We start from the raw sequence: 20,832 nt of genomic DNA on the forward strand, positions 1-20,832 counted from the left end.
CCTTCACTCATCGACAACGGGTGAGCACCATGACCCTTTACGATTTCAGCTTTCGCCATCGTCCCGAGACACCGGATCGCCAGCCCGGTATCGATCGCTTCGAGGGGGCGGACCGCGCCGAAAGCGGGCCGGATGCCTTGAAGCTCCTGCTCCTGCGCATCGCGGCGGTGCGTCGCCTGCGTGAACACCACGTCTGGGAGGCCGTGCGGTTGCTCCAAGACATGCCTGAGCTGGTCGCTGAAGACTGGCCGTCGCGCCGCTTCCGCGAGCTCATGGCCGCCGACGCGCTGGTCGACGCCGTGATCCACTTGACGACCGCGACCGAAGCCAAGCTCTGCCTGCGCACCCTCAGCCATGAATGCGGCCTGTGGACCTGCACACTTCGCTACGCACCGGCCGATGCCGGCCGCCTGACATTCAAGGCCCGCCACGCCGATCTGGCATCGGCCATCCTGGCCGCCTTCCTGCAATGCTGCCGCGTCTATCGGCTTTCAATCGAAAGCGACGGCACCCGCCGCGGCCATCTCCCAACCTGAAGGACATTTCCATGAGCGATCATTCGCTTCGCCTCGAAGGGGCGATCACGGCGTTGGTCACGCCATTTCGGGACGGCAAGGTCGATACGATCGGCCTGATGTCGCTGGTCGAATGGCAGATCCGCCACGGTATTTCCGGCATCGTCGCCTGCGGAACCACCAGCGAAGCGGCAACGCTTTCCCGCGCCGAGCGATCGATGGTCATCGAACGGTGCGTCGAGGTCGCCGAAAGGAAAATCCCGGTTGTCGCCGGCACGGGCACGAACTCTACCGAAACGACGATCGAATTGACCGCTGAGGCCAAGGCGCTCGGCGCCGACGCTGCGCTCATCGTTGCGCCGTACTACAACAAGCCCTCCCAGGAAGGGATCTATCGCCACTATGAGGCCCTCGTCCGGGCGGTCGATCTGCCTGTGATCGTCTACAACGTGCCCTCGCGCACCGGCGTCGATATCGCGCCGCGCACGCTCGAGCGATTGGCGCAGCTGCCCGGCATCGTCGGCATCAAGGATGCGACGGGTGACGTCGGTCGTTTCCTCGCCTCGCCGCCATCTCTCAAAGCGCGGCTCTGCCAATTCTCCGGCAGCGACCAGACGGCGCTGCCGTTCAATCTTTGCGGTGGGCACGGCACGATTTCGGTGGCGGCGAATGTCGTGCCGAGGCTGATGGTTTCCCTGCATCACGCGATCGCAACCGGCAACGCCCAAGCGGCTGTCGCCATCCATCAGCGGCTCCAGCCTGTGTTCACCGCACTTGAACGCGAAACCAATCCGGGCCCGATCAAATACGCCTTGCATCTGGCACGGGGGCTCAGCCCCGAGGTCCGGCTGCCGCTGACGACGGTGTCGCCGGAAACCGCCGCCGAGATCCGCTCGGCACTCGAACCGCTGATCGAGGTTCGTGGCGGTCAACATGCCAGCCCGCGCTTGCCCCTCGCGCTTGTGAGCTGAGGCCACGGCCATCGACGGGGCGGTTCCATGTCATCGCAGATTGGGCGGCTTTTGCCGCTGTGCACGACTGGCACGGCACGCGCTTCGTATCAAACACAACAAAGGAGACAGACCATGTCACGCTTCCCCCATCTTGCCGCACAGGCGGAACAAAGACGCCGGTCGCAGGGGACCGACAGCTATCCCGCCGACAACAGTGTGGTTCGCGACGCCTTCCTCGGCATCGGCATCCGCCTCGGTATCGTGCTCGGGCTCGCCTACGGCATCCAGACCGTCATTCCCTGGCTCGCCGGTTGAGCCGTCGCACTCTTCGTCAACAAGGAACATTCGACCATGGGCAGTATGCAGCAGGTACGTCGCGGTTTTCTGGCGCGCGCGCGTTTCGTCGTCGGGCGCGATAGCCACGGCTGGTGGGTTGTTTCCGACCGCAAGGGATTGGTCGGAGGGCTGTTCACCAACGAGGCGGCAGCGATCCATTTCGCAATGGAAGCAAGCGATCGCCATCCCGAAGAGGTTTGCCGGGCGCCCGACAGCGCCGCCATCGACCTCGGTACGTTTGCGAGCAGATCGAGCGCGCGCAGGCAGCCCCGGCGCCGCGCCCACTCCTGATCTCCAAGCCCTTGTTTCCGTCGGTCGCGGGATCGCGTGACCGACGGAAACAGAATGCAGCATACCTCCCAAGGCGGTCATGGTGCGGCCTGTTCGGATCCTGTCAGCCCCTGATATCTTGATGTTAGTGCTTGCTTGCAAAGCCGTGCGAGCGGGTCCATTCTTTTACGTTGATTGTGTCCAAACGGCTCTGGATGGCATGCGGCACGCCGGGCCTCTTCGAAGGTTCGCCATTGATGAACTGTCATGAATGCGGTTGCGAGATCGAGGGGCGATTTTCGTTCTGCCCGAGATGCGGAGCCAAGCAGCGGAGCCTGTGTCCGAGCTGTGGCGCGGAGTGTCTCCCCAGTTTCGCTTTCTGCCCGAATTGCGGCACGCCGATGGACAAGCCGGCGGCAGCAAAAGTTTTGGTGTCTGGGCAGGCTGCGGTGATACCGGCGCCAAGGGCGGCACGGGATCCATCCGTACCGGCATCGAGTGACAACGAAAATGCCGACCGCCGCACCGCAACCATCCTTTTTGCCGATCTGTGCGGCTTCACAGGCCTTGGCGAACATATGGATCCGGAGATCCTGCAGACGTTTCAGAACGAACTCTTTGCAGAATTGACAGAAGCGGTCGAAGCCTATGGCGGGTTCGTCGATAAATTCATCGGCGATGCGCTGCTCGCCCTTTTTGGCGCCCCGGTGGCGCATGAGGACGATGCCGAGCGAGCCCTTCGGGCGGCGATCGACATGATCGCGCGCGCAAGCCTGATTGGTGAACGCTGGCAGGATCGCATTGGTGCGCCGCTGAACCTGCATATCGGGTTGAATACCGGTACCGTGGTTGCCGGCGCCCTGGGAGCCGGAGACAGCAAATCCTATTCGGTCACGGGCGATGCGGTGAACACCGCCCAGCGCCTGCAGTCAATGGCAGGGCCCGGTGAGATCCTCGTTGGACCGGTCACATACCGCGTGACCCGCCATGCCTTCGCTTATGAGGCGCTGGGTGCAACCGCATTGCGCGGCAAAGCTGGCATCGTCGAGGTGTACCGACTGATCGAGGTTCTTGATGCACCCGGGGCCGCACGCGGTCTGGAGGCCCTGGGCCTGACAGCGCCATTGGTCGGGCGCGATGGGGAAATGAAGCGTCTGCTCGATTGTCTGGAACTTGCCTGTGACGGGACCGCGCAATTGGTGCGGCTGTCCGGTGAAGCGGGGATGGGGAAATCGCGGCTCGTCAACGCGTTTCTGGCGCTGGTCGCCGTCGATCCGCGCTTCGGCCACGTCGTCGTTCGCCGCGCAAGCTCTTCGTCGCTGGGCGAGCCGTCCTACGGGGTTCTCGCGTCTGTCTTGCGCGGGGCCTACGGCATTTCGACCTTCGACACATTGGCGCGGACCACCGAGCTTCTTACCGCGGGGCTAGCGGAGATCGGCTTTACGCCTGAAAAGCTGGAACAGCTTGTGCCGCTTTTCCTTCGCATCCTGGGGATGGGGACGCACGACGAAATGTTGCGGCATGTGGAGCCGGAGCAGATGCGTCGCCAGCTCTTTGCGGCGGTGCGAGCCATCTTCGAGCGGCGCCTGTCACGCGCGCCGCTGCTGCTGGTGATCGAGGATCTGCATTGGGCCGATGCCGCGTCGCTCGATGCCATTGCGTTTGTCCTCGACCGGATGGAGGGCGGTCCGTTGATGATGCTGACGACGCAGCGCCCCGACGCGGCGGTCGAGCGGCTGAAGCCTGGTCGAACGAGCCTCACGGCGTTGCGGCTCACGCCGCTGACCGAGGTTGAGGGGCGAAGGCTGCTTTCAGCCTTCTTCGGTGCGGATGGCCTGCACCGGGGACTGGCCGGCCGTATACTGGCACGTGCGGGCGGAAATCCACTGTTCATCGAGGAAATCGTACGCGGTTTGATTGAAGTCGACGCCCTGAAGCACCACGGGACCGCCTGGCGGGTGGTCGAGCGCGAGGCAACCGTCGATATTCCCGTGACCATCGAAGCCATGTTGCTGGGCAGGATCGACCGGCTGCAGCCGCAATCGCGCAGACTGCTTCATTATGCGGCGGTCATCGGTCCGCGGTTTGACGTCGACTTGCTGCGGATCGTTGCCGGCGACGAAACCACGATCGATGCGGCGCTGGATCTTCTGTGCGATACCGAGATTATCGAGGAGACGCGGGACGGCCGCTTGCAGGGCGTGCAGACCTACCGCTTTACCCAGACCCTGCTGCAGGAGGTGGTCTACAACAACCTGCTTCTGCGTCGGCGCGCGGAGATACATGCTGTTGTCGCCGAAAGTCTCGAGCGTCGCTACGGAGCACAGACCACAAGGCTGGAGGAGATGGCGCTGCTTGGCCACCATTTCAGCCAATCGGAGGAAAAGTCGAAAGGCGCACACTATCTGATGGCGGCTGGAGAACACGCGCAGGCGATCTATGCGAACGACGATGCCATCCGGTTCTACCAGCAGGCTATGGCCGCCTGGGCAGCGGTTGGCGAGGAAGGGGCCGAATGGCTTGCCGCCCGCGAGCGAGTTGCCGATCTGCTCAGCCCTTCGGGCCAGCGCGACGCGGCTGCAGGGCACTACGCTTGGCTCCTCGACGTCTATCGCACGACCGACAACCGGGTCTCCGCCGCTCGCATTCAGCGCAAATTTGGACATCTCCTATGGGAAACGGCGCGGCGCGACGAGGCCCTGACAGCGTTCGCGGCGGCGGCCCTTCTTTTGGAGAACGCGGACGCGCCGATCGAAAGCGCCCACCTCTCGCAGGAACGCGGTCACCTGGCCTTTCGTATGGGCAACTGTGTCGACGCCATGGCCTGGGCCGACGATGCGTTGAAGCGTGTCGGGACCTTGGCGCCCGAAGCGTTGGATGCTCGACGCGAGATGGATCGCGTAACGGCGGAAGCCCTCAATACCAAAGGCGTGGCATTGGCGCGCCTTAACCGCGGCACCGAGGCAATTGCAACGATCGAGCGCAGTGTCGCGGTCGCCGAGGCGGCCGATCTGCTCAATGCAGCTTGCCGAGGCTACACCAACCTTGCCGTTCTCTACACGATCATCGAGCCGCGACGGGCAATCGAAGTCTGCAAATTCGGCTTCGACCTGGCGCAGCGTATCGGGGATCTCGGCTTTCAGGCGCGCCTTCTTTCCAATCTGGCCGTGGCCTATTGCACCTTTACGGACCGCTGTGCCGCCGATGGCATTCCGGCAGCCGAACGGGCCATCGCCATCGACCGCGAACTCGATCAGCGCGATCACCTGCCGGTATCGCTGCTGGTGCTGGGACAGATCGACCAGTGTCACGGTCGCCCCGATGTCGCGCGTCTCCTGTACGAGGAAGCACTCGAACTCGCTTTCGAAACGCGAGAGGCGCAGCTGCTGTTTCCGTGCTATGATGGCTTGGCGACGCTCTGCCTTGATGCGGGTGATCTCGATGGTGCGGAAAGGCACTTCGCCTCGGCTCGCGACATATGCACTCGGCACGGTCTTGATCCCGAAGCGTTGATGATATTGCCGTTCCTCGACTAGGGCGCCGCAGGGCAGGTCCGTCGAAGGTAAATACGAAGATCCAGATTGCATGATCGGCCGCCGACGGTTTCCGAAAGAGAGACCTGTGTCGCCAATCGGTTCTGCACCGGACGAGGTGGTTGCGTTCATGTCATTGCGCGAGACTTGCCCCCGCATCTCCGTAACCCACGACCGGCATGAGGAGACAAAATCATGGTTGAACAACACAATGGACCACTACAGCCCGGTGACCGGGCGCCGAACGTGGTGCTCGATGCGATTACCCAGGACGGGCAGATTGCCATTGACGATTTTCGCGGTCGCAAGCCGGTGCTGGTCGGCCTGTTCCGCGGCCTGCATTGCCCCTTCTGCAGACGGCAGATCGCCGCGATGGCGCAGCTCGACGGGGCGCTGCGCGAAAAAGGCATCGAGAGCCTGACGATCGTCAACACGCCGATCGAGCGGGCCCGGCTCTATTTCCGCTACCACCCGCTGCCGCATCTGCTGGCGGCTTCCGATCCGGAGCGGGTTTCGCATCGGGCGTTCGGCTTGCCCAATCTTCAATTCACCGAGGATGAGGACGAATGGCCTCACAAGGTCGCCAAGAAAACTATTCTGGCGATGCGCGTCGACATGCCGGGCGAGCTGCCCACGGCGATGGATCCTTGGGCAGCGTCGGCCTATCTCGACAAGACGGACGGGTATGAAATCACGCAGGACGACGAACGCATGATGGCCACGGGCGAAGGGCAGCTCGTCGGCGAGTTCCTGCTCGATCGGGATGGGATCGTCCGGTGGAGCTTTACCGAGGTAACGGCCGACGGACATAACATGTTCGGCGTGCCCCGCCGCGAGGAACTGATGTCGGCTGCGTCGAGCGTCGGCCATTGACGACGGCGGGGTTGCCCCGTCCCTGCCGCTCCCACCTTTAAGAACAATGCTGCCCCAGAGACGGAAACGTCTCTGGGGCAGCACGTTTGAGTGAGGGCTGACGTCAGCCGAGGGATGCTGCCGCTTCCTCGATCAGCGCCACGATCTCCGGGGCATGCGAGGCCAGCGACGCGTGGCTCGCGTCGAGCGTGATCGTCTTTTTCGCCTTGATGCGCTCGGCCATCCATTGTTCGGTTTCCGGCGGTATCATGTTGTCGCGGCTCGACACCTGATACCAGCTGGGCTTCACCTTCCAGGCCGGCGGGCCGGACTTGTCTTCAAAGCAACGTCCGGCAATCGGCTTCTGCGCGACGGCCATGACAAGCGCTTCGGTCTCGCCGAGATCCTGGCCGAAGCTCTGGCGGAACGTCGCCTGGTCGAGCCAGAGGAAACCATCCTTGTCGGGCCGGATACTGCCGGCGCCGGACGGGGCGTCGCGGCGGGCGAAGATGCTGCCGAGGCTGTCGCCTTCGTCGGGCGCGAAAGCGGCGATGTAGACCAGACCGGCGACATTGTCTGCGTGGCCGGCGCCGGTGATCACGGCACCTCCGTAGGAGTGGCCGACCAGCAAGGTCGGCCCGTCCTGTGCGGCCACAAGTTTCGATGTCCGGTCGATATCGTCGGCAAGCGACGTCAGCGGGTTCTGGACCGCGGCGATCTTGTAGCCCTTGGCGTGCAGCGGCGGTATGACGTGACGCCAATGCGAGGCGTCACCCCAGGCGCCATGTACCAGGACGATGTTCTTGATGGCTGGCATTGTCCGTTCCTTTCTCTCCCACGCGGGCTTTCGAATCCTGGGCTCTTTGCCGCCGACATGGTGCATGCTTCATGTCGGGTGGATGCGATCAGATCGCGAGAGCAAGGTAGGGCGGCAAGACAGGACGATCCATGACGCGGGCCTGTTATTTCGCGCAGCGGCTCCGGTTGCGGTGCCATCGCTCGGTGTCTTGCGCGGCAATGCCGTCAAGGCGCCGGTTTCCGATCTGCGCTCGTCGGTCTTTGGCCGGGGGCAGATGCTGTATTCGGGAGTTTATAAGCGATAGGCAGCGCCGGCGCTTGATCGCCGAACCTGCATTTCGTTTTTCGTCTGTGTGAAAGTTTCCGGCGATGGGGAAGTTCGCCCGGGTAAGGATGGTGGGCGTGACAGGGATTGAACCTGTGACCCCTACGATGTCAACGTAGTGCTCTCCCGCTGAGCTACACGCCCATCCGATGAGGCGCATAGACCATAGAACCCGCCGTCGCGTCAATAGGGTTTTCGAAGGTTTTTTGACAGAAATTTTGCTGGCCGTTTTGAGCCCTTGCACGCCGCCTGTGGCGGCCCGCGGGAAGCCCCGGATTTCCGGGCTTTGCGCTTAAGTCACTGAAATGAAAAGACCGCCGAAGATCCCTGTGGATCGCGGCGGTCGATCTGAAATCCGCTCCGATCCGGAGCAAGTGTCGCGGACGGCGGCGGCGGCTGTGGAAAAATGTCTGGTCTCAGGCGGCCAGCATCTTGTTGACCTCGTCGACGAGGTCACGAAGGTGGAAGGGCTTCGACAGGACCTTGGCGTCCTTCGGGGCCTTCGAATCCGGGTTCAGCGCGACCGCGGCAAAGCCGGTGATGAACATCACCTTGAGATCCGGATCGAGTTCGGTCGCCCGGCGGGCAAGCTCGATGCCGTCCATCTCGGGCATGACGATGTCGGTCAGGAGAAGCGAGAAGGGCTCTTCGCGAAGGCGGTCGTAGGCGCTGGCGCCGTTGTCATAGGACATGACCTTGTAGCCAGCCTTTTCGAGCGCCTTCACCAGGAAGCGGCGCATATCGTTGTCGTCTTCGGCAAGAAGGATTTTCACAGTCATGAACTCGGCCGTTGCTTCTCTTTATTCATTGCGTATGGATTGCGGCGTTCTATCCAAACCGCAACGGGGTAAATATCTCGTGAACGCGGCGCGTCAACTCCCCAGAAACCGGAGTGGGCGCACTATGGACACAGAGCCGACCAACTGGCAACATGATGACAACAGCAAGAACCGGACATGGTAAAAAGGGTTCCGATGGGGGAGATCACGGAGAGGGAGCTGTTTGAGGTTCTGGAACCTGCAGGTCAGCGGATTCCCTTCGTATTCAACTCGCCCCATAGCGGCCGCTCTTATCCACAGGCCTTTCTCGATCAGTCGCGCCTGGATGCGCTGGCGATCCGCCGTTCCGAAGATCACTACGTCGACGAGCTGTTCCAGAATGCGACGTTCCTTGGTGCGCCGATGCTGTTGGCGCATTTCCCGCGGGCCTTCCTCGACGTCAATCGCGAGCCTTACGAACTCGACCCGCGCATGTTCGACGGCCCTGTGCCGCCTCACGCCAATATCAGTTCGATGCGGGTGGCAGGCGGTCTTGGAACCGTGCCGCGGCTCGTCGCCGAGAACATGGAAATCTATCGCGGCCGCTTCCCCGTCGAACAGGCGCTGGCGCGGATCGAGACGATCTACAAGCCCTACCATGCCACCTTGCGCAAGCTGATTGCCCGCACACATGTCCAGTTCGGCCTGTCGGTGTTGATCGATTGCCATTCGATGCCCGGCAACGTGCAGCTGCCGGGCAGCGCCCAGCGGCCGGACTTCATCATCGGCGATCGTTACGGCACCAGCGCTGCGGCGGAGCTTTCGAGGATGGCCGTCGATCTGCTGCAGGAGCTCGGCTATACCGTTGCCCGCAACAAGCCCTATGCCGGCGGCTTCATTACCGAACACTACGGCCGGCCGAGCCGCGGCCTGCATGCGCTGCAGATCGAGATCAATCGCGGGCTCTATGTCGATGAGACGACGCTGGTCAGGAAGCCCGGTTTCGGCGCGCTGGTCGCCGATCTCACCAGCTTTATCGCTTCGCTGGCGCGTCATGTCGAGGATTATGGTGCCTATCTGCCGCTTGCCGCGGAGTAGCCCGGTTTTCCCTATGCTGACCTCAAAAAGAACCGCGCCGATGGCGCGGTTAAGTCTAGGGAGGAAACACCCAAGGAGGGTATTTACAGTCACGAGTGACTGTAGAAAAACCCTAATATTGCACTGCACAATTGTCAAGTTGAACCAGTGAAAACTTTTGCAGTGCATCAAAGGAATTTCACTGCATCGACAGCGTTGAAGCGATCGGCACGCCACCCCTTATCCGATCGCTGACAGCGGTCGCCTGCCGTTTGCCTTTCTGCAAATTTCGTCTATGCAGATCGGACCTTCCTGTTTCCTTCCCTAAAGAGAGTGACATGCTACCGGACCGCTCCTTTTTCGATCGTCTCGCCGATGCCGCCAAGGCGGAAACCTTGCCGCGCTTTCGTATCGGCACGAGCGTCGTCAACAAGCTCGAGGGCGGTTTCGACCCGGTGACGGAAGCCGATCAGTCGGCGGAAGCTGCGATCCGTGCCTTGATCGAGGCGAATTTTCCCGATCACGGCATCCTCGGCGAGGAGCATGGCAATGTCGGGCTCGATCGCGAATATGTCTGGGTGATCGACCCGATCGACGGCACGCGCGCCTTCATCTCCGGCTTGCCGGTCTGGGGCACGCTGATCGGTCTTTATCGCAATGGCGATGCGGTGATGGGTCTGATGGACCAGCCGTTTACGGGCGAACGCTTCCTTGCCGATGGCAAGCAGGCGCTCTATCGCGGCCCCGACGGCGACAAGGTGCTTTCGACCCGCGCCTGCGACGCGCTCTCCGACGCGGTGCTGTTCACGACGTCGCCGCATCTCTATACCGGCGACAACAAGACCCGCTTCGAGGCGCTGCAGGACAAGGTGCGTCTGTTCCGCTACGGCTGCGATTGCTACGCCTTTGCGCTGCTTGCGGCCGGCCATGTCGACCTGGTGATCGAGTGCGGGCTGAAGCCCTATGACGTCGGCGGCCTTATCCCGCTGATCGAGCAGGCCGGCGGCATCATCACCAACTGGCAGGGCGGCCCGGCGGAAATGGGCGGCGAAGTCATCGCTGCCGGCAGCGCCGAACTGCATGCGCAGGCGCTGGAAATTCTCAGAGGCTGATACCCACCTGTGCTGATATGACCCTTCTCAGGCCGCTTCGCCCTCGTCCTTGTCGTCTTCCTCGGGAATGACGAAGGCAAGAATGGCCGCCATGGCCTGGGCGCGATAGCGATCGGCCTCGTGCAGCAGTTCGTGGCGGGCGCCGTCGATCGGGATCATGTGGGCAGCGCGGAAATTGCGCGCCAGCCACTCGACGGCGAGATGCGGCACCAGGCGGTCGGCTGTCGGTGCCAGGATGATCGTCGGCAGGGTGATGCGGGTTAGGTGTTCGCGTCGGGCGACACGTCGCATCGCGCGAAACGCTTCACTCAGCCAGCGCGCCGACGGCGGCCCAAGCCGCAATTCCGGATAGGCTCCTGTCATGGCCAGGTTACGCGCATAACGCCGGCGATCGGCGGTCAGCACATTGTTTTCAAAGGGACGATTGCCCTTGTCGGCGTGCAGCGGCAGCCGTCCGAGGCCGAGCCAGCGCATCACCGTTGCCATGCTGGCGATGCTGCGCTCGCCGATTATCTGGCCACCGAGGCCGACAAAGGGGGCGAGCACCACCAACCGATCGATGCGGCTCGAAAGCAGCGGGGCGAGCGACAATGCGACCAGCGCGCCCATGGAGTGAGCGACGATGGAAAAGGGCAGCCGGGTGTCCGGCAGCACGATCTGCTCGAGGAAGGTGGTCAGGTCGCGCTCGTAATCGGAGAAACGCTCGACATGGCCGCGCCGGGCATCGGGCAGGAGCCGCTCCGAGCCGGCCTGGCCGCGCCAATCGAAGGTGGCGACCCAGAGGCCGGCAGCGTTGAGTTCGGCAATGGTCTCGAAGTATTTCTCGATCGATTCGTTGCGGCCCTGCAGCAGCACCACCGTGCCGCGCGCAACCGGCGTTCTGGTCTTGAAGATGGCATAGCGGATCTTGCGGCCACCGGCTCCATCAAAGAAGCCCGCCACGTGATTGTCCGGTATCGGATTGTCCGGTGTGGAGCGGAGGATCGAGGTCATGACGGATGAAACCAGGGTGAAGACACGTTGATCGTAATCATCAGGGATAGGCGGCGGGTCTGGCGCCGTCAAAGAAAAAAGCCGGAAACGGTGGGTGAAATCCGGACGATCACCGTTTCCGGCTGCTGAAGGAGAAGGGACGTGTCACTTCAGCCCCGGGAGATTTCCTCCCAGTGTGGCTGTTCTAACGCGTGCGATCTGAACCGCGGCCGAACCGTCCATTCATCGGCCATTCACCTCTCAAGAATCTTGAACCGGCATGCCTTGAACTGACGAAATCGCATTCCCATGTTCTGGTCACGGACGCCGATGACGGGTCCGTTCACCGGTCGCGCCGCTGCCTGGATGGGGTGGCAGACCAGACATCGCAAACAGTTGCTCCCAGGAGGACACCATGCGTCACGTTGATTTTTCCCCCCTCTATCGCTCCACCGTTGGCTTCGATCGCCTCTTCACGATGCTCGACAGCCTCGGCCAGCCTGACCAGGCTCAGACTTATCCGCCCTACAACATCGAGCGCACCGGCGAGAACGCCTACCGCATCACGATGGCGGTTGCCGGCTTCGACGAAACCGAACTGTCGATCGAAGCGCGCGAACATACGCTGACGATCAAGGGCGAAAAAAGCGAGGACAAGGCCGAGGAAAACCAGTTCCTGCATCGCGGCATTGCCAAGCGCGCCTTCGAGCGCCGCTTCCAGCTCGCCGACCATGTGGAGATCAAGTCCGCTTCGCTGAAGAACGGCCTGCTGCACATCGACCTCACCCGCGAGATCCCGGAAGCCGCCAAGCCGCGCCGGATCGACATCACGTCGGTCGCATCGCAGCCGAAGCAGATCGAGGCTCAGAACCTCTAATCCGCACCTCCCAAGCTTGAAGAGGCGGCGCCCGAGAGGGCGCCGCCTTTTTTTTGTTGGATCGTTATTTTCTCGCTTTACCAGGACAGGCTTTAGGAACGAACGGGTTCGGCGACCGCGTCCGGCTCCTTGCGGGCGGCATAACGCTGGGCGATCACCGCGCAGGCCATCAGCTGGATCTGGTGGAACAGCATGACCGGCAGCACGATCGCGCCGATGTTCTGGCCGGCGAAGATGGCGCTCGCCATCGGAATGCCGCTCGCAAGGCTCTTTTTCGAGCCGCAGAAGGTAATGGCGATCTCGTCGGCCCGGTTGAAACCGAGCAGGCGGCTGCCGAACATGGTGACGGCGAGCACGAGCGCCAGCATGACCACCTCGATTGCGACCAGCACCCCGAGATCGGCGAGCGAAAATGTCTGCCATAGCCCCGATGTGACGGCCTGACTGAAGGCGAGATAGACGACCATGAGGATCGAGCCACGGTCGACGGGCGAAAGCAGACCCTTGCGCGCCCGGATCCAGGCGCCGATCCAGGGCTGCAACAGCTGGCCGACGATGAACGGTGCCAGCAGCTGCAGCAGGATCTGTTCCAGCGCATCCAGCGACACGCCGCCATGGCCGCCGGCTGAAAACAACAGGCCGACGAGAAGCGGCGTCAGGAACATGCCGAAGATATTGGAGGCGGACGCGGAGCAGATCGCTGCCGGGACATTGCCGCCGGCAACCGACGTGAAGGCGATCGACGACTGCACCGTCGAGGGCAGCACGCAGAGAAACAGGATGCCGGTATAGAGCGCCGGCGGCAGGATCGATGACGGCACGAAGCCGACCGCAAGGCCGACAAGCGGGAACAGCATGAAGGTCGATGTCAGGATCGCCAGATGCAGCCGCCAATGCAGGAAGCCGGCGACGACGACGTCGCGTGACAACCTCGCGCCATGCAGGAAGAACACCATGCCCACGGCCACCTTCGTTGCGATGGCGAACCAGGCGGTCGCCTCGCCATGGATCGGCAGCAACGATGCCAGCAGCACCGTGAGGAGCAGGAGCAGGGTGAACGTGTCGGGAAGGTAGCGGCGCATGTCTGTCACTGGTTTGATGGAGAAAACGTCTTGCCGAGAAATGTCATTATGAAGCAGGATGCAAGGAATAACAGTTATCGCGAAATTGGATAATGTATGCTGGACCTCGTGCAACTGCGCAGCTTCGTGGCGCTCGAACAGGTGGGCAGCTTCACCCTCGCCGCCGAAAAGCTCGCACTTGGCCAGTCGACGGTCAGCCAGCATATTCAAAGGCTTGAGGCGTCGCTTGGGCGCAAGCTCGTTGCCCGCGACACGCACCGGGTGTCGCTGACCACGGACGGCCAGGCCCTGCTTGCCCATGCGCGTTCGATGCTGGCGATCGACGACGAGGTCAAGGCGCTGTTTGCCGAAAGCAGCCTTCGCGGTCGGTTGAGGCTGGGCGTGTCGGAGGATTTCGTCACCAGCCGGCTGCCGGGCGTGCTTGAAGATTTCGTTCGCGCCCATCCGTCGGTGGAACTCGAATTGACAGTGGCGCTCAGCGGCGTGCTCTACCAGATGCAGGACGGCGGCGAGATCGACCTGGTGCTGGCAAAGCGCCGGCTGGGCGATCCGCGCGGCGAGCTGGTCTATCGCGAGCCGCTGGTCTGGCTGGCGCGCGATCCCGAGCGCATAAAACGCGACAGAGTGCTGCCGCTGATAGCCTTTCCGCCGCCGAGCATCACGCGCAGCGTGGCGCTCGAGGTGCTCGACCGGCATCGGCTGCCGTGGCGGATCGTCTGCACCTGCGGCAGCCTCAGCGGGCTGACGGCCGCGGCTCAAGCGGGCATGGGCGTGCTCGTCCAGCCGCGCAGCATGGCGCCGCAGGGCCTGCGGGAAATACCCACCGGCACCTTGCCGCCGCTGGAGGATGTCGAATTCGTGCTGGTCCCGAGCAAAGGCGCCGATCGGACGCTGATCGCGGCGCTCTCAGCCGAGATCCTGTCGAAGGTGCGGACGCTGCAGGGCCAGCCGTGAGCCACAGCGTCGCGCTTCGAATCCGATTTATGCAGGCGCCTCAGCAGGCCGCGACGAAGCGATCGACGTCGTCGGCCTTGGTGGCAAAGCTCGTCACCAGGCGATAGAGGCCCTCGTCGGCCGCCAGGCTTCCGGCGAGATCGTGTGGAACCGGCCAGTCGTAAAAGACCGCGCCTTGCTCCTGCAATTTCTTCGCCACGTCCTTCCTGAGGATGACGAAGACTTCGTTGGCGTCGACCGGCCAGCCGAGGCGGCTGTTGCGCGACGCGGTGATGCCGTCGGCAAGGCGCCGGGCCATGGCGTTGGCATGCCGGGCGAGGTCGAGCCAGAGATGGCCTTCGAGATAGGCGTCGAACTGGGCGGAGACGAAGCGCGATTTCGAGAACAGCTGGGCCGAGCGCTTGCGCAGGAAATGCATCTCATGCGCCTTGGAAAGATCAAAGAGGATGAGCGCCTCGGCACACCAGCAACCGTTTTTCGTGCCGCCGAAGGATACGAGATCGACGCCACGCTTCCAGGTCATTTCGGCCGGCGTCGCACCAAGGCTGACAAGCGCATTGGCAAAGCGTGCGCCGTCCATGTGCAGCGGCAATTTGTGCGCCTTGGCGACGGCCGAGATCGCTTCGATTTCGTCGAGCGAATAGACGGTGCCGCTTTCGGTCGCCTGTGTCAGCGTGACCGCCATCGGCTGGCCGCCATGGACATTGTCGAGCGGGTAGCGGCGAATTTCCGCTTCCAGATGGGACGCGTCCATCTTGCCGTGTTTGCCGTCGACCGGCTTCAGTCTCGAGCCATGGGTGAAGAACTCAGGAGCGCCGCATTCGTCGGCGGTCACATGGGCCTCGCGGTGGCAGAATGCGACGCCGCCGGCGCGGCTGGTGCTGGCCAGCGCCAGTGAATTGGCGGCGGTTCCGGTGCCGACGAAGAAGACCGCGACATCACGCTCGAAAACCGCCGACAGTTTTTTCTCCACCTTCCGGTCGAGCTCACTGGTGCCGTAGGCGGATGCGTAACCATCGGCATGGGTCACGAGGCTCTGGGCGATGGCCGGGTGGGCACCGGCCCAGTTGTCAGAGGAAAAAATCATCACATGTCGTCCTGTTTCACGGTCTCTTCGACGTCGTTCGGGCGACCATAACCCACTTCCCGGCCGGATCAATCGCGGTGCCCGCCAGGAAGGCCAACTGGATACCAGTTTGAAACCAAAATGAAGAAAACGTCGGTTTGCCGTAATTAAATTATAAAACCGGGAAATTTCCGGCAATGTTCGGCAAAATCTCTTCTAATATTTGCTCATATGCCCCTTGCGGAGGGGGGCGGTTTCTGGCATAGAGCGCATGAAATAGGACAGTCTTGCTGTCCTATTTCGGTCTAGGGACCGGAACAATCGCCGCAAGTGCCCAAAAAATCGGCAATCGGCGTGTGGCGCAGGGGGATCCGCCGGATTTCATCCGGTTGTTAACGCCTGCCATCAGGATGGTCACTAACATCAATGCCTGATGATGCCGTGCATTATTTGCGACCTGATCAGGATCATGAGACGATGAATGCCCCGGCTTTGCGGCACGTGGATGCGTGCGACGGAGAGCCATGCGCGGGCGCAGGTATGCCCGGACGTGCCGGGTTCAACAGGAGGGAAGACGATGACGGATCACACGCCATCACAGCAATCTGGGCTCAACCTCGCACACACTGTTGCGACGGCTGAAAAAACGCCCGCATTCCCGTCCGGCCTGCCGCGAAAACAGGGTCTCTATGATCCGCGCAACGAACACGATGCCTGCGGCGTCGGCTTCGTCGCGCATCTAAAGGGTGAGAAGTCGCACCAGATCGTGCGTGACGGCCTCTTCATGCTCGAAAACCTGACGCACCGCGGTGCCGTTGGTGCCGACCCGCTGATGGGTGACGGCGCCGGTATCCTCGTGCAGATCCCCGACCGCTTCTTCCGCGAGGAAATGGCCAAGCAGGGCGTCACCCTGCCGAAGGCCGGCGAGTATGGCGTCGGCTATCTCTTCATGCCGCGCGACGAGAAGCTGATCGCCCACTTCAAGGACGTGATCAGCGAAGTCGTCGCCGAGGAAGGCCAGCACGTGCTCGGCTTCCGGGATGTGCCGGTCGACAATTCGTCGCTTTCCAAGGCTCCGGATATTGCCGCGACCGAACCGCACCATGTCCAGGTGTTCATCGGCGCCGGCCGCGATGCCGCAACCAACGCCGAATTCGAGCGTCGCCTGTTCACACTGCGCAAGGTGATCTCCAACCGCATCTATGCGGAAGCCGAAGGCGGCGATCTCGGCTTCTACGTCGTGTCGTTGTCGACGCAGACCATTGTCTATAAGGGCATGTTCCTGGCCTATCAGGTCGGGGCTTACTACAAGGATCTGGAGGACGAACGCTTCCAGTCTGCGGTCGCCCTGGTTCACCAGCGCTTCTCGACCAACACCTTCCCGTCGTGGAAGCTCGCGCACCCCTATCGCATGGTCGCCCATAACGGCGAAATCAACACGCTGCGCGGCAACGTCAACTGGATGGCGGCCCGCCAGGCCTCCGTGTCCTCGCCGCTGTTCGGCGACGACATCTCCAAGCTCTGGCCGATCTCCTACGAGGGCCAGTCGGACACCGCCTGTTTCGATAACGCGCTCGAATTCCTGGTGCAGGGCGGCTACTCGCTGTCGCATGCGGTGATGATGCTGATCCCGGAAGCCTGGGCCGGCAACCAGCTGATGTCGCCCGAGCGCAAGGCGTTCTACGAATACCATGCAGCCCTGATGGAGCCGTGGGACGGACCGGCAGCGGTTGCCTTTACCGATGGCCGCCAGATCGGCGCGACGCTCGACCGCAACGGCCTGCGCCCGGCCCGCTATATCGTCACCTCTGATGATCGCGTCATCCTCGCGTCCGAAGCCGGCGTGCTTCCGGTCGACGAGAGCAAGATCGTCAAGAAGTGGCGTCTGCAGCCGGGCAAGATGCTGCTCATCGACATGGAGCAGGGCCGCATCATCTCCGACGAGGAGGTGAAGTCCTCGCTCGCCGACAAGCATCCCTATCGCAAGTGGCTCGACGATACCCAGCTGATCCTGGAAGAGTTGAAGCCGGTGGAGCCGCGCGCACTGCGTCGCGATGTTTCCCTGATCGACCGCCAGCAGGCCTTCGGCTACACGCTCGAAGACACCAAGATCCTGATGTCGCCGATGGCCACCACCGGCCAGGAAGCCATAGGTTCCATGGGCACCGACACGCCGATCTCGGCAATGTCGGACAAGCGCAAGCTGCTCTATACCTACTTCAAGCAGAACTTCGCGCAGGTCACCAACCCGCCGATCGACCCGATCCGCGAAGAGCTGGTGATGAGCCTCGTCTCGTTCATCGGTCCGCGCCCGAACCTGCTCGACCATGCCGGCATGGCGCACGCCAAGCGGCTTGAAGTGCGCCAGCCGATCCTGACCAATGGCGATCTGGAAAAGATCCGTTCGATCGGTCACACCGAGGACCGGTTCGACACCAAGACGCTCGACTTCACCTACGACATTTCGCGCGGTGCCGAAGGCATGCCCGAAATGCTCGATCGCCTCTGCGAGCGTGCGGAAGCGGCGGTCAAGGGCGGCTACAACATCATCGTGCTCTCAGATCGCCAGGTCGGTCCGGACCGCGTCGCCATTCCGGCGCTGCTGGCCACGGCCGCCGTGCACCATCACCTGATCCGCAAGGGTCTGCGCACCTCGGTCGGCATCGTGCTGGAATCCGGCGAACCGCGCGAGGTGCATCACTTCTGCCTGCTCGCCGGCTATGGCGCCGAAGCGATCAACCCGTATCTCGCCTTCGATACGCTCACCGACATGCACAAGCGCGGCGATTTCCCCAAGGAAGTCGACGGCAGCGAAGTGGTCTACCGCTACATCAAGGCGGTCGGTAAGGGCATCCTCAAGGTCATGTCCAAGATGGGCATCTCGACCTACCAGTCCTATTGCGGCGCGCAGATCTTCGACGCCGTCGGCCTGTCGTCGAAGCTCGTCGAGCAGTTCTTCTTCGGAACGGCGACGACGATCGAAGGCATCGGCCTCGAAGAGATCGCTGCCGAAACCGTCGCCCGCCACAAGGCGGCCTTCGGTGCCGATCCGGTGCTTGCCAACACGCTCGATATCGGCGGCGAATATGCCTACCGCATGCGCGGCGAAAGCCACGCCTGGACGCCGGATGCGATCGCCTCGCTGCAGCACGCCGTGCGCGGCAACGCCCAGGACCGCTACCGCGAATTCGCCGAGATGGTGAACAACTCGGCGCTGCGGATGAACACGATCCGCGGCCTGTTTACCGTCAAGAGTGCGGAGGCTGCCGGCCGCAAGTCGATCTCCGTCGACGAGGTCGAGCCGGCCACCGACATCGTCAAGCGCTTCTCGACCGGTGCCATGTCCTTCGGCTCGATCAGCCGCGAGGCGCATACGACGCTGGCGATCGCCATGAACCGGATCGGCGGCAAGTCGAACCCCGGCGAAGGCGGCGAGGAAAGCGATCGCTACCTGCCGCTGCCCGACGGCTCGACCAACCCGGAACGTTCGGCGATCAAGCAGATCGCGTCGGGCCGCTTCGGCGTGACCACCGAGTATCTGGTCAATGCCGACATGCTGCAGATCAAGGTGGCCCAGGGCGCCAAGCCCGGCGAGGGTGGCCAGCTGCCCGGCCACAAGGTGGATGCGACCGTCGCCAAGACCCGGCATTCGACGCCGGGCGTCGGCCTCATTTCGCCGCCGCCGCACCACGACATCTACTCGATCGAAGATCTGGCGCAGCTGATCTACGACCTGAAGAACGTCAACCCGGAAGCCGACGTGTCGGTCAAGCTGGTCTCGGAAGTGGGCGTCGGCACGGTTGCTGCCGGTGTCGCCAAGGCACGCGCCGATCACATCACCGTTGCCGGTTTCGACGGCGGTACCGGCGCATCGCCGCTGACCTCGCTGAAACATGCCGGCAGCCCCTGGGAAATCGGCCTTGCCGAAACCCAGCAGACGCTGGTGCTAAACGGTCTGCGGTCGCGCGTCGCGCTTCAGGTCGACGGCGGCCTGAAGACCGGCCGCGACGTCATCATCGGCGCACTTCTCGGCGCCGACGAGTTCGGCTTCGCCACCGCGCCGCTGATTGCCGCCGGCTGCATCATGATGCGCAAGTGCCACCTCAACACCTGTCCTGTCGGTGTCGCGACCCAGGATCCGGTGCTGCGCAAGCGCTTCAAGGGCACGGCCGAGCACGTCATCAACTACTTCTTCTTCGTCGCAGAAGAAGTGCGCGAGATCCTCGCGTCGCTCGGCGTGCGCAGGCTCGATGAAATCATCGGTGCTTCCGACCTCTTGGAGAAGGACGGCGCGCTTGCCCATTGGAAGGCCAATGGTCTCGATTTCTCGAAGATCTTCCACAAGGTCGACGCTCCGAAAGAGGAGACCTACTGGACCAGCCGCCAGAAGCACCCGATCGACGACGTGCTCGATCGCACGCTGATCGAAAAGGCCAAGGTCGCGCTGGAAACCAAGGCGCCCGTTGCCTTCGAAGCCGAGATCAAGAACGTCGACCGGTCGGCCGGCGCCATGCTTTCGGGCGCGCTTGCCAAGCGCTGGGGCCATAAGGGCCTGAAGGACGATACGATCCACGTCACCCTCAAGGGGACGGCGGGCCAGTCGTTCGCCGCCTTCCTGGCGCGCGGCATCACCTTCGACCTGGTGGGCGACGGCAACGACTACGTCGGCAAGGGGCTTTCCGGTGGTCGCATCATCGTTCGGCCGCCTGAAAACGCCAGGATCGTGCCTGAAGACTCCATCATCGTCGGCAACACCGTGCTTTACGGTGCGATCTCGGGCGAATGCTACTTCAACGGCGTTGCCGGCGAACGCTTCGCGGTGCGCAACTCCGGTGCGATTGCCGTCGTCGAAGGCGTGGGCGACCACGGTTGCGAATACATGACCGGCGGTGTCGTCGTCGTTCTCGGCACAACGGGCCGCAACTTCGCGGCCGGCATGTCCGGCGGCGTCGCCTATGTGCTGGACGAGGAAGGCGATTTCGCCCGTCGCTGCAACATGGCGATGGTCGAACTGCAGCCGGTGCCGGAAGAAGACGACATGCTCGAGAAGCTGCATCACCACGGCGGCGACATCATGCACAAGGGCATGGTCGACGTATCCGGCGATATGACGCGCCACGACGAGGAGCGGCTCTATCAGCTGATCTCCAATCACCTGCACCACACGGGTTCGCCGCGGGCAAAGGCGATCCTCGATCATTGGGCAGACTACCGGCCGAAATTCCGTAAGGTCATGCCGGTCGAATATCGTCGTGCGCTCGAAGACATGGAACGCATGAAAATGGCAGAGGCGGCCGAATAGAGGCCCCGGTGAAAGGGGCTCCCGGTTCCGAAAAGAGTTCGGGGGCTCAT

At 62.7% G+C, this 20,832-nt stretch carries 16 protein-coding genes and 1 tRNA gene; 11 read left to right on the top strand and 6 right to left on the bottom strand.

Translation table 11 applies throughout. From position 1 onward, the window contains the following. Positions 1 to 29 precede the first annotated feature (29 nt). The 6 genes from AC244_RS14785 to AC244_RS14810 all read left to right on the top strand — a co-directional run bounded on the left by AC244_RS14785 (position 30) and on the right by AC244_RS14810 (position 6,480). The gene (locus AC244_RS14785) at positions 30 to 536 is read left to right on the top strand and encodes a hypothetical protein (protein ID WP_053249589.1); all 507 of its coding nucleotides are present in this window, start codon (positions 30 to 32) and stop codon (positions 534 to 536) included. An 11-nt stretch (positions 537 to 547) separates the two neighbouring features. Next, entirely contained in the window at positions 548 to 1,486 is a 939-nt protein-coding gene (gene dapA, locus AC244_RS14790; protein ID WP_053249590.1) for a 4-hydroxy-tetrahydrodipicolinate synthase, read from the top strand. Positions 1,487 to 1,600: 114 nt separating this feature from the next. Next, on the top strand, positions 1,601 to 1,783 hold the full coding sequence (locus AC244_RS14795; protein ID WP_053249591.1) for a hypothetical protein: 183 nt from the start codon (positions 1,601 to 1,603) through the stop codon (positions 1,781 to 1,783). Positions 1,784 to 1,819: 36 nt separating this feature from the next. After that, positions 1,820 to 2,095, top strand: coding sequence for a hypothetical protein (locus AC244_RS14800; protein WP_053249592.1), 276 nt, complete (start codon positions 1,820 to 1,822; stop codon positions 2,093 to 2,095). Between the two features lie 236 nt (positions 2,096 to 2,331). Further along, complete coding sequence (locus AC244_RS14805) at positions 2,332 to 5,610, top strand: adenylate/guanylate cyclase domain-containing protein (RefSeq protein WP_053249683.1); 3,279 nt, start codon at positions 2,332 to 2,334, stop codon at positions 5,608 to 5,610. 192 nt (positions 5,611 to 5,802) lie between these two features. Beyond that, entirely contained in the window at positions 5,803 to 6,480 is a 678-nt protein-coding gene (locus AC244_RS14810) for a peroxiredoxin-like family protein (RefSeq protein ID WP_053249593.1), read from the top strand. A 103-nt stretch (positions 6,481 to 6,583) separates the two neighbouring features. Here AC244_RS14810 and AC244_RS14815 read toward each other — a convergent pair whose 3' ends face one another. From AC244_RS14815 to cpdR1, 3 genes are all read right to left on the bottom strand, one after another. After that, the gene (locus tag AC244_RS14815) at positions 6,584 to 7,276 is read right to left on the bottom strand and encodes an alpha/beta fold hydrolase (protein ID WP_053249594.1); all 693 of its coding nucleotides are present in this window, start codon (positions 7,274 to 7,276) and stop codon (positions 6,584 to 6,586) included. 375 nt (positions 7,277 to 7,651) lie between these two features. Continuing rightward, positions 7,652 to 7,726: transfer RNA gene (locus tag AC244_RS14820), tRNA-Val, on the bottom strand. A gap of 272 nt (positions 7,727 to 7,998) precedes the next feature. Beyond that, positions 7,999 to 8,361 carry a response regulator CpdR1 gene (cpdR1, locus tag AC244_RS14825; protein ID WP_025424823.1) on the bottom strand — a complete coding sequence of 121 codons (363 nt, stop codon included), beginning with the start codon at positions 8,359 to 8,361 and terminating at the stop codon, positions 7,999 to 8,001. Between the two features lie 195 nt (positions 8,362 to 8,556). Here cpdR1 and AC244_RS14830 point away from each other — a divergent pair, with 195 nt between their 5' ends. Together AC244_RS14830 and hisN are read left to right on the top strand one after the other, a co-directional pair. Then, positions 8,557 to 9,438 (top strand): N-formylglutamate amidohydrolase, encoded by an 882-nt coding sequence (locus tag AC244_RS14830; RefSeq protein ID WP_053249595.1) that lies wholly within the window; start codon positions 8,557 to 8,559, stop codon positions 9,436 to 9,438. Positions 9,439 to 9,755: 317 nt separating this feature from the next. Further along, positions 9,756 to 10,529 carry a histidinol-phosphatase gene (gene hisN / locus AC244_RS14835; protein WP_053249596.1) on the top strand — a complete coding sequence of 258 codons (774 nt, stop codon included), beginning with the start codon at positions 9,756 to 9,758 and terminating at the stop codon, positions 10,527 to 10,529. Between the two features lie 27 nt (positions 10,530 to 10,556). On the opposite strand, the gene AC244_RS14840 is transcribed toward hisN, so the two are convergent. After that, the gene (locus AC244_RS14840; RefSeq protein WP_053249597.1) at positions 10,557 to 11,522 is read right to left on the bottom strand and encodes an alpha/beta fold hydrolase; all 966 of its coding nucleotides are present in this window, start codon (positions 11,520 to 11,522) and stop codon (positions 10,557 to 10,559) included. Between the two features lie 394 nt (positions 11,523 to 11,916). Here AC244_RS14840 and AC244_RS14845 point away from each other — a divergent pair, with 394 nt between their 5' ends. Next, entirely contained in the window at positions 11,917 to 12,378 is a 462-nt protein-coding gene (locus AC244_RS14845; protein ID WP_025424819.1) for an Hsp20 family protein, read from the top strand. 92 nt (positions 12,379 to 12,470) lie between these two features. Here the strand turns inward: AC244_RS14845 and AC244_RS14850 are convergent, their stop codons facing one another. Beyond that, positions 12,471 to 13,460 (bottom strand): bile acid:sodium symporter family protein, encoded by a 990-nt coding sequence (locus AC244_RS14850; protein ID WP_053249598.1) that lies wholly within the window; start codon positions 13,458 to 13,460, stop codon positions 12,471 to 12,473. Positions 13,461 to 13,556: 96 nt separating this feature from the next. Between AC244_RS14850 and AC244_RS14855 the strand changes: the two genes are divergently transcribed. After that, positions 13,557 to 14,414 (top strand): LysR substrate-binding domain-containing protein, encoded by an 858-nt coding sequence (locus tag AC244_RS14855; protein ID WP_053249599.1) that lies wholly within the window; start codon positions 13,557 to 13,559, stop codon positions 14,412 to 14,414. Positions 14,415 to 14,454: 40 nt separating this feature from the next. Here AC244_RS14855 and AC244_RS14860 read toward each other — a convergent pair whose 3' ends face one another. Continuing rightward, positions 14,455 to 15,501, bottom strand: a complete 1,047-nt coding sequence (locus tag AC244_RS14860; RefSeq protein WP_053249600.1) for a threonine aldolase family protein — start codon at positions 15,499 to 15,501, stop codon at positions 14,455 to 14,457. Positions 15,502 to 16,057: 556 nt separating this feature from the next. Between AC244_RS14860 and gltB the strand changes: the two genes are divergently transcribed. Continuing rightward, positions 16,058 to 20,782, top strand: coding sequence for a glutamate synthase large subunit (gene gltB / locus AC244_RS14865; RefSeq protein WP_053249601.1), 4,725 nt, complete (start codon positions 16,058 to 16,060; stop codon positions 20,780 to 20,782). Positions 20,783 to 20,832: the final 50 nt, after the last annotated feature.

This window comes from Ensifer adhaerens (assembly GCF_001270265.1).
Classification (GTDB): domain Bacteria; phylum Pseudomonadota; class Alphaproteobacteria; order Rhizobiales; family Rhizobiaceae; genus Ensifer; species Ensifer adhaerens_B.

Bases quoted from the DNA above. Each gene is read 5' to 3' on its own strand.
- AC244_RS14840 (WP_053249597.1), bottom strand. From the start codon at position 11,522: ATGACCTCGATCCTCCGCTCCACACCGGACAATCCGATACCGGACAAT.
- AC244_RS14850 (WP_053249598.1), bottom strand. From the start codon at position 13,460: ATGCGCCGCTACCTTCCCGACACGTTCACCCTGCTCCTGCTCCTCACG.
- AC244_RS14810 (WP_053249593.1), top strand. From the start codon at position 5,803: ATGGTTGAACAACACAATGGACCACTACAGCCCGGTGACCGGGCGCCG.
- gltB (WP_053249601.1), top strand. From the start codon at position 16,058: ATGACGGATCACACGCCATCACAGCAATCTGGGCTCAACCTCGCACAC.
- AC244_RS14785 (WP_053249589.1), top strand. From the start codon at position 30: ATGACCCTTTACGATTTCAGCTTTCGCCATCGTCCCGAGACACCGGAT.
- dapA (WP_053249590.1), top strand. From the start codon at position 548: ATGAGCGATCATTCGCTTCGCCTCGAAGGGGCGATCACGGCGTTGGTC.
- cpdR1 (WP_025424823.1), bottom strand. From the start codon at position 8,361: ATGACTGTGAAAATCCTTCTTGCCGAAGACGACAACGATATGCGCCGC.
- AC244_RS14830 (WP_053249595.1), top strand. From the start codon at position 8,557: ATGGGGGAGATCACGGAGAGGGAGCTGTTTGAGGTTCTGGAACCTGCA.
- AC244_RS14805 (WP_053249683.1), top strand. From the start codon at position 2,332: ATGAACTGTCATGAATGCGGTTGCGAGATCGAGGGGCGATTTTCGTTC.
- AC244_RS14860 (WP_053249600.1), bottom strand. From the start codon at position 15,501: ATGATTTTTTCCTCTGACAACTGGGCCGGTGCCCACCCGGCCATCGCC.
- AC244_RS14800 (WP_053249592.1), top strand. From the start codon at position 1,820: ATGGGCAGTATGCAGCAGGTACGTCGCGGTTTTCTGGCGCGCGCGCGT.
- AC244_RS14855 (WP_053249599.1), top strand. From the start codon at position 13,557: ATGCTGGACCTCGTGCAACTGCGCAGCTTCGTGGCGCTCGAACAGGTG.
- AC244_RS14795 (WP_053249591.1), top strand. From the start codon at position 1,601: ATGTCACGCTTCCCCCATCTTGCCGCACAGGCGGAACAAAGACGCCGG.
- hisN (WP_053249596.1), top strand. From the start codon at position 9,756: ATGCTACCGGACCGCTCCTTTTTCGATCGTCTCGCCGATGCCGCCAAG.
- AC244_RS14815 (WP_053249594.1), bottom strand. From the start codon at position 7,276: ATGCCAGCCATCAAGAACATCGTCCTGGTACATGGCGCCTGGGGTGAC.
- AC244_RS14845 (WP_025424819.1), top strand. From the start codon at position 11,917: ATGCGTCACGTTGATTTTTCCCCCCTCTATCGCTCCACCGTTGGCTTC.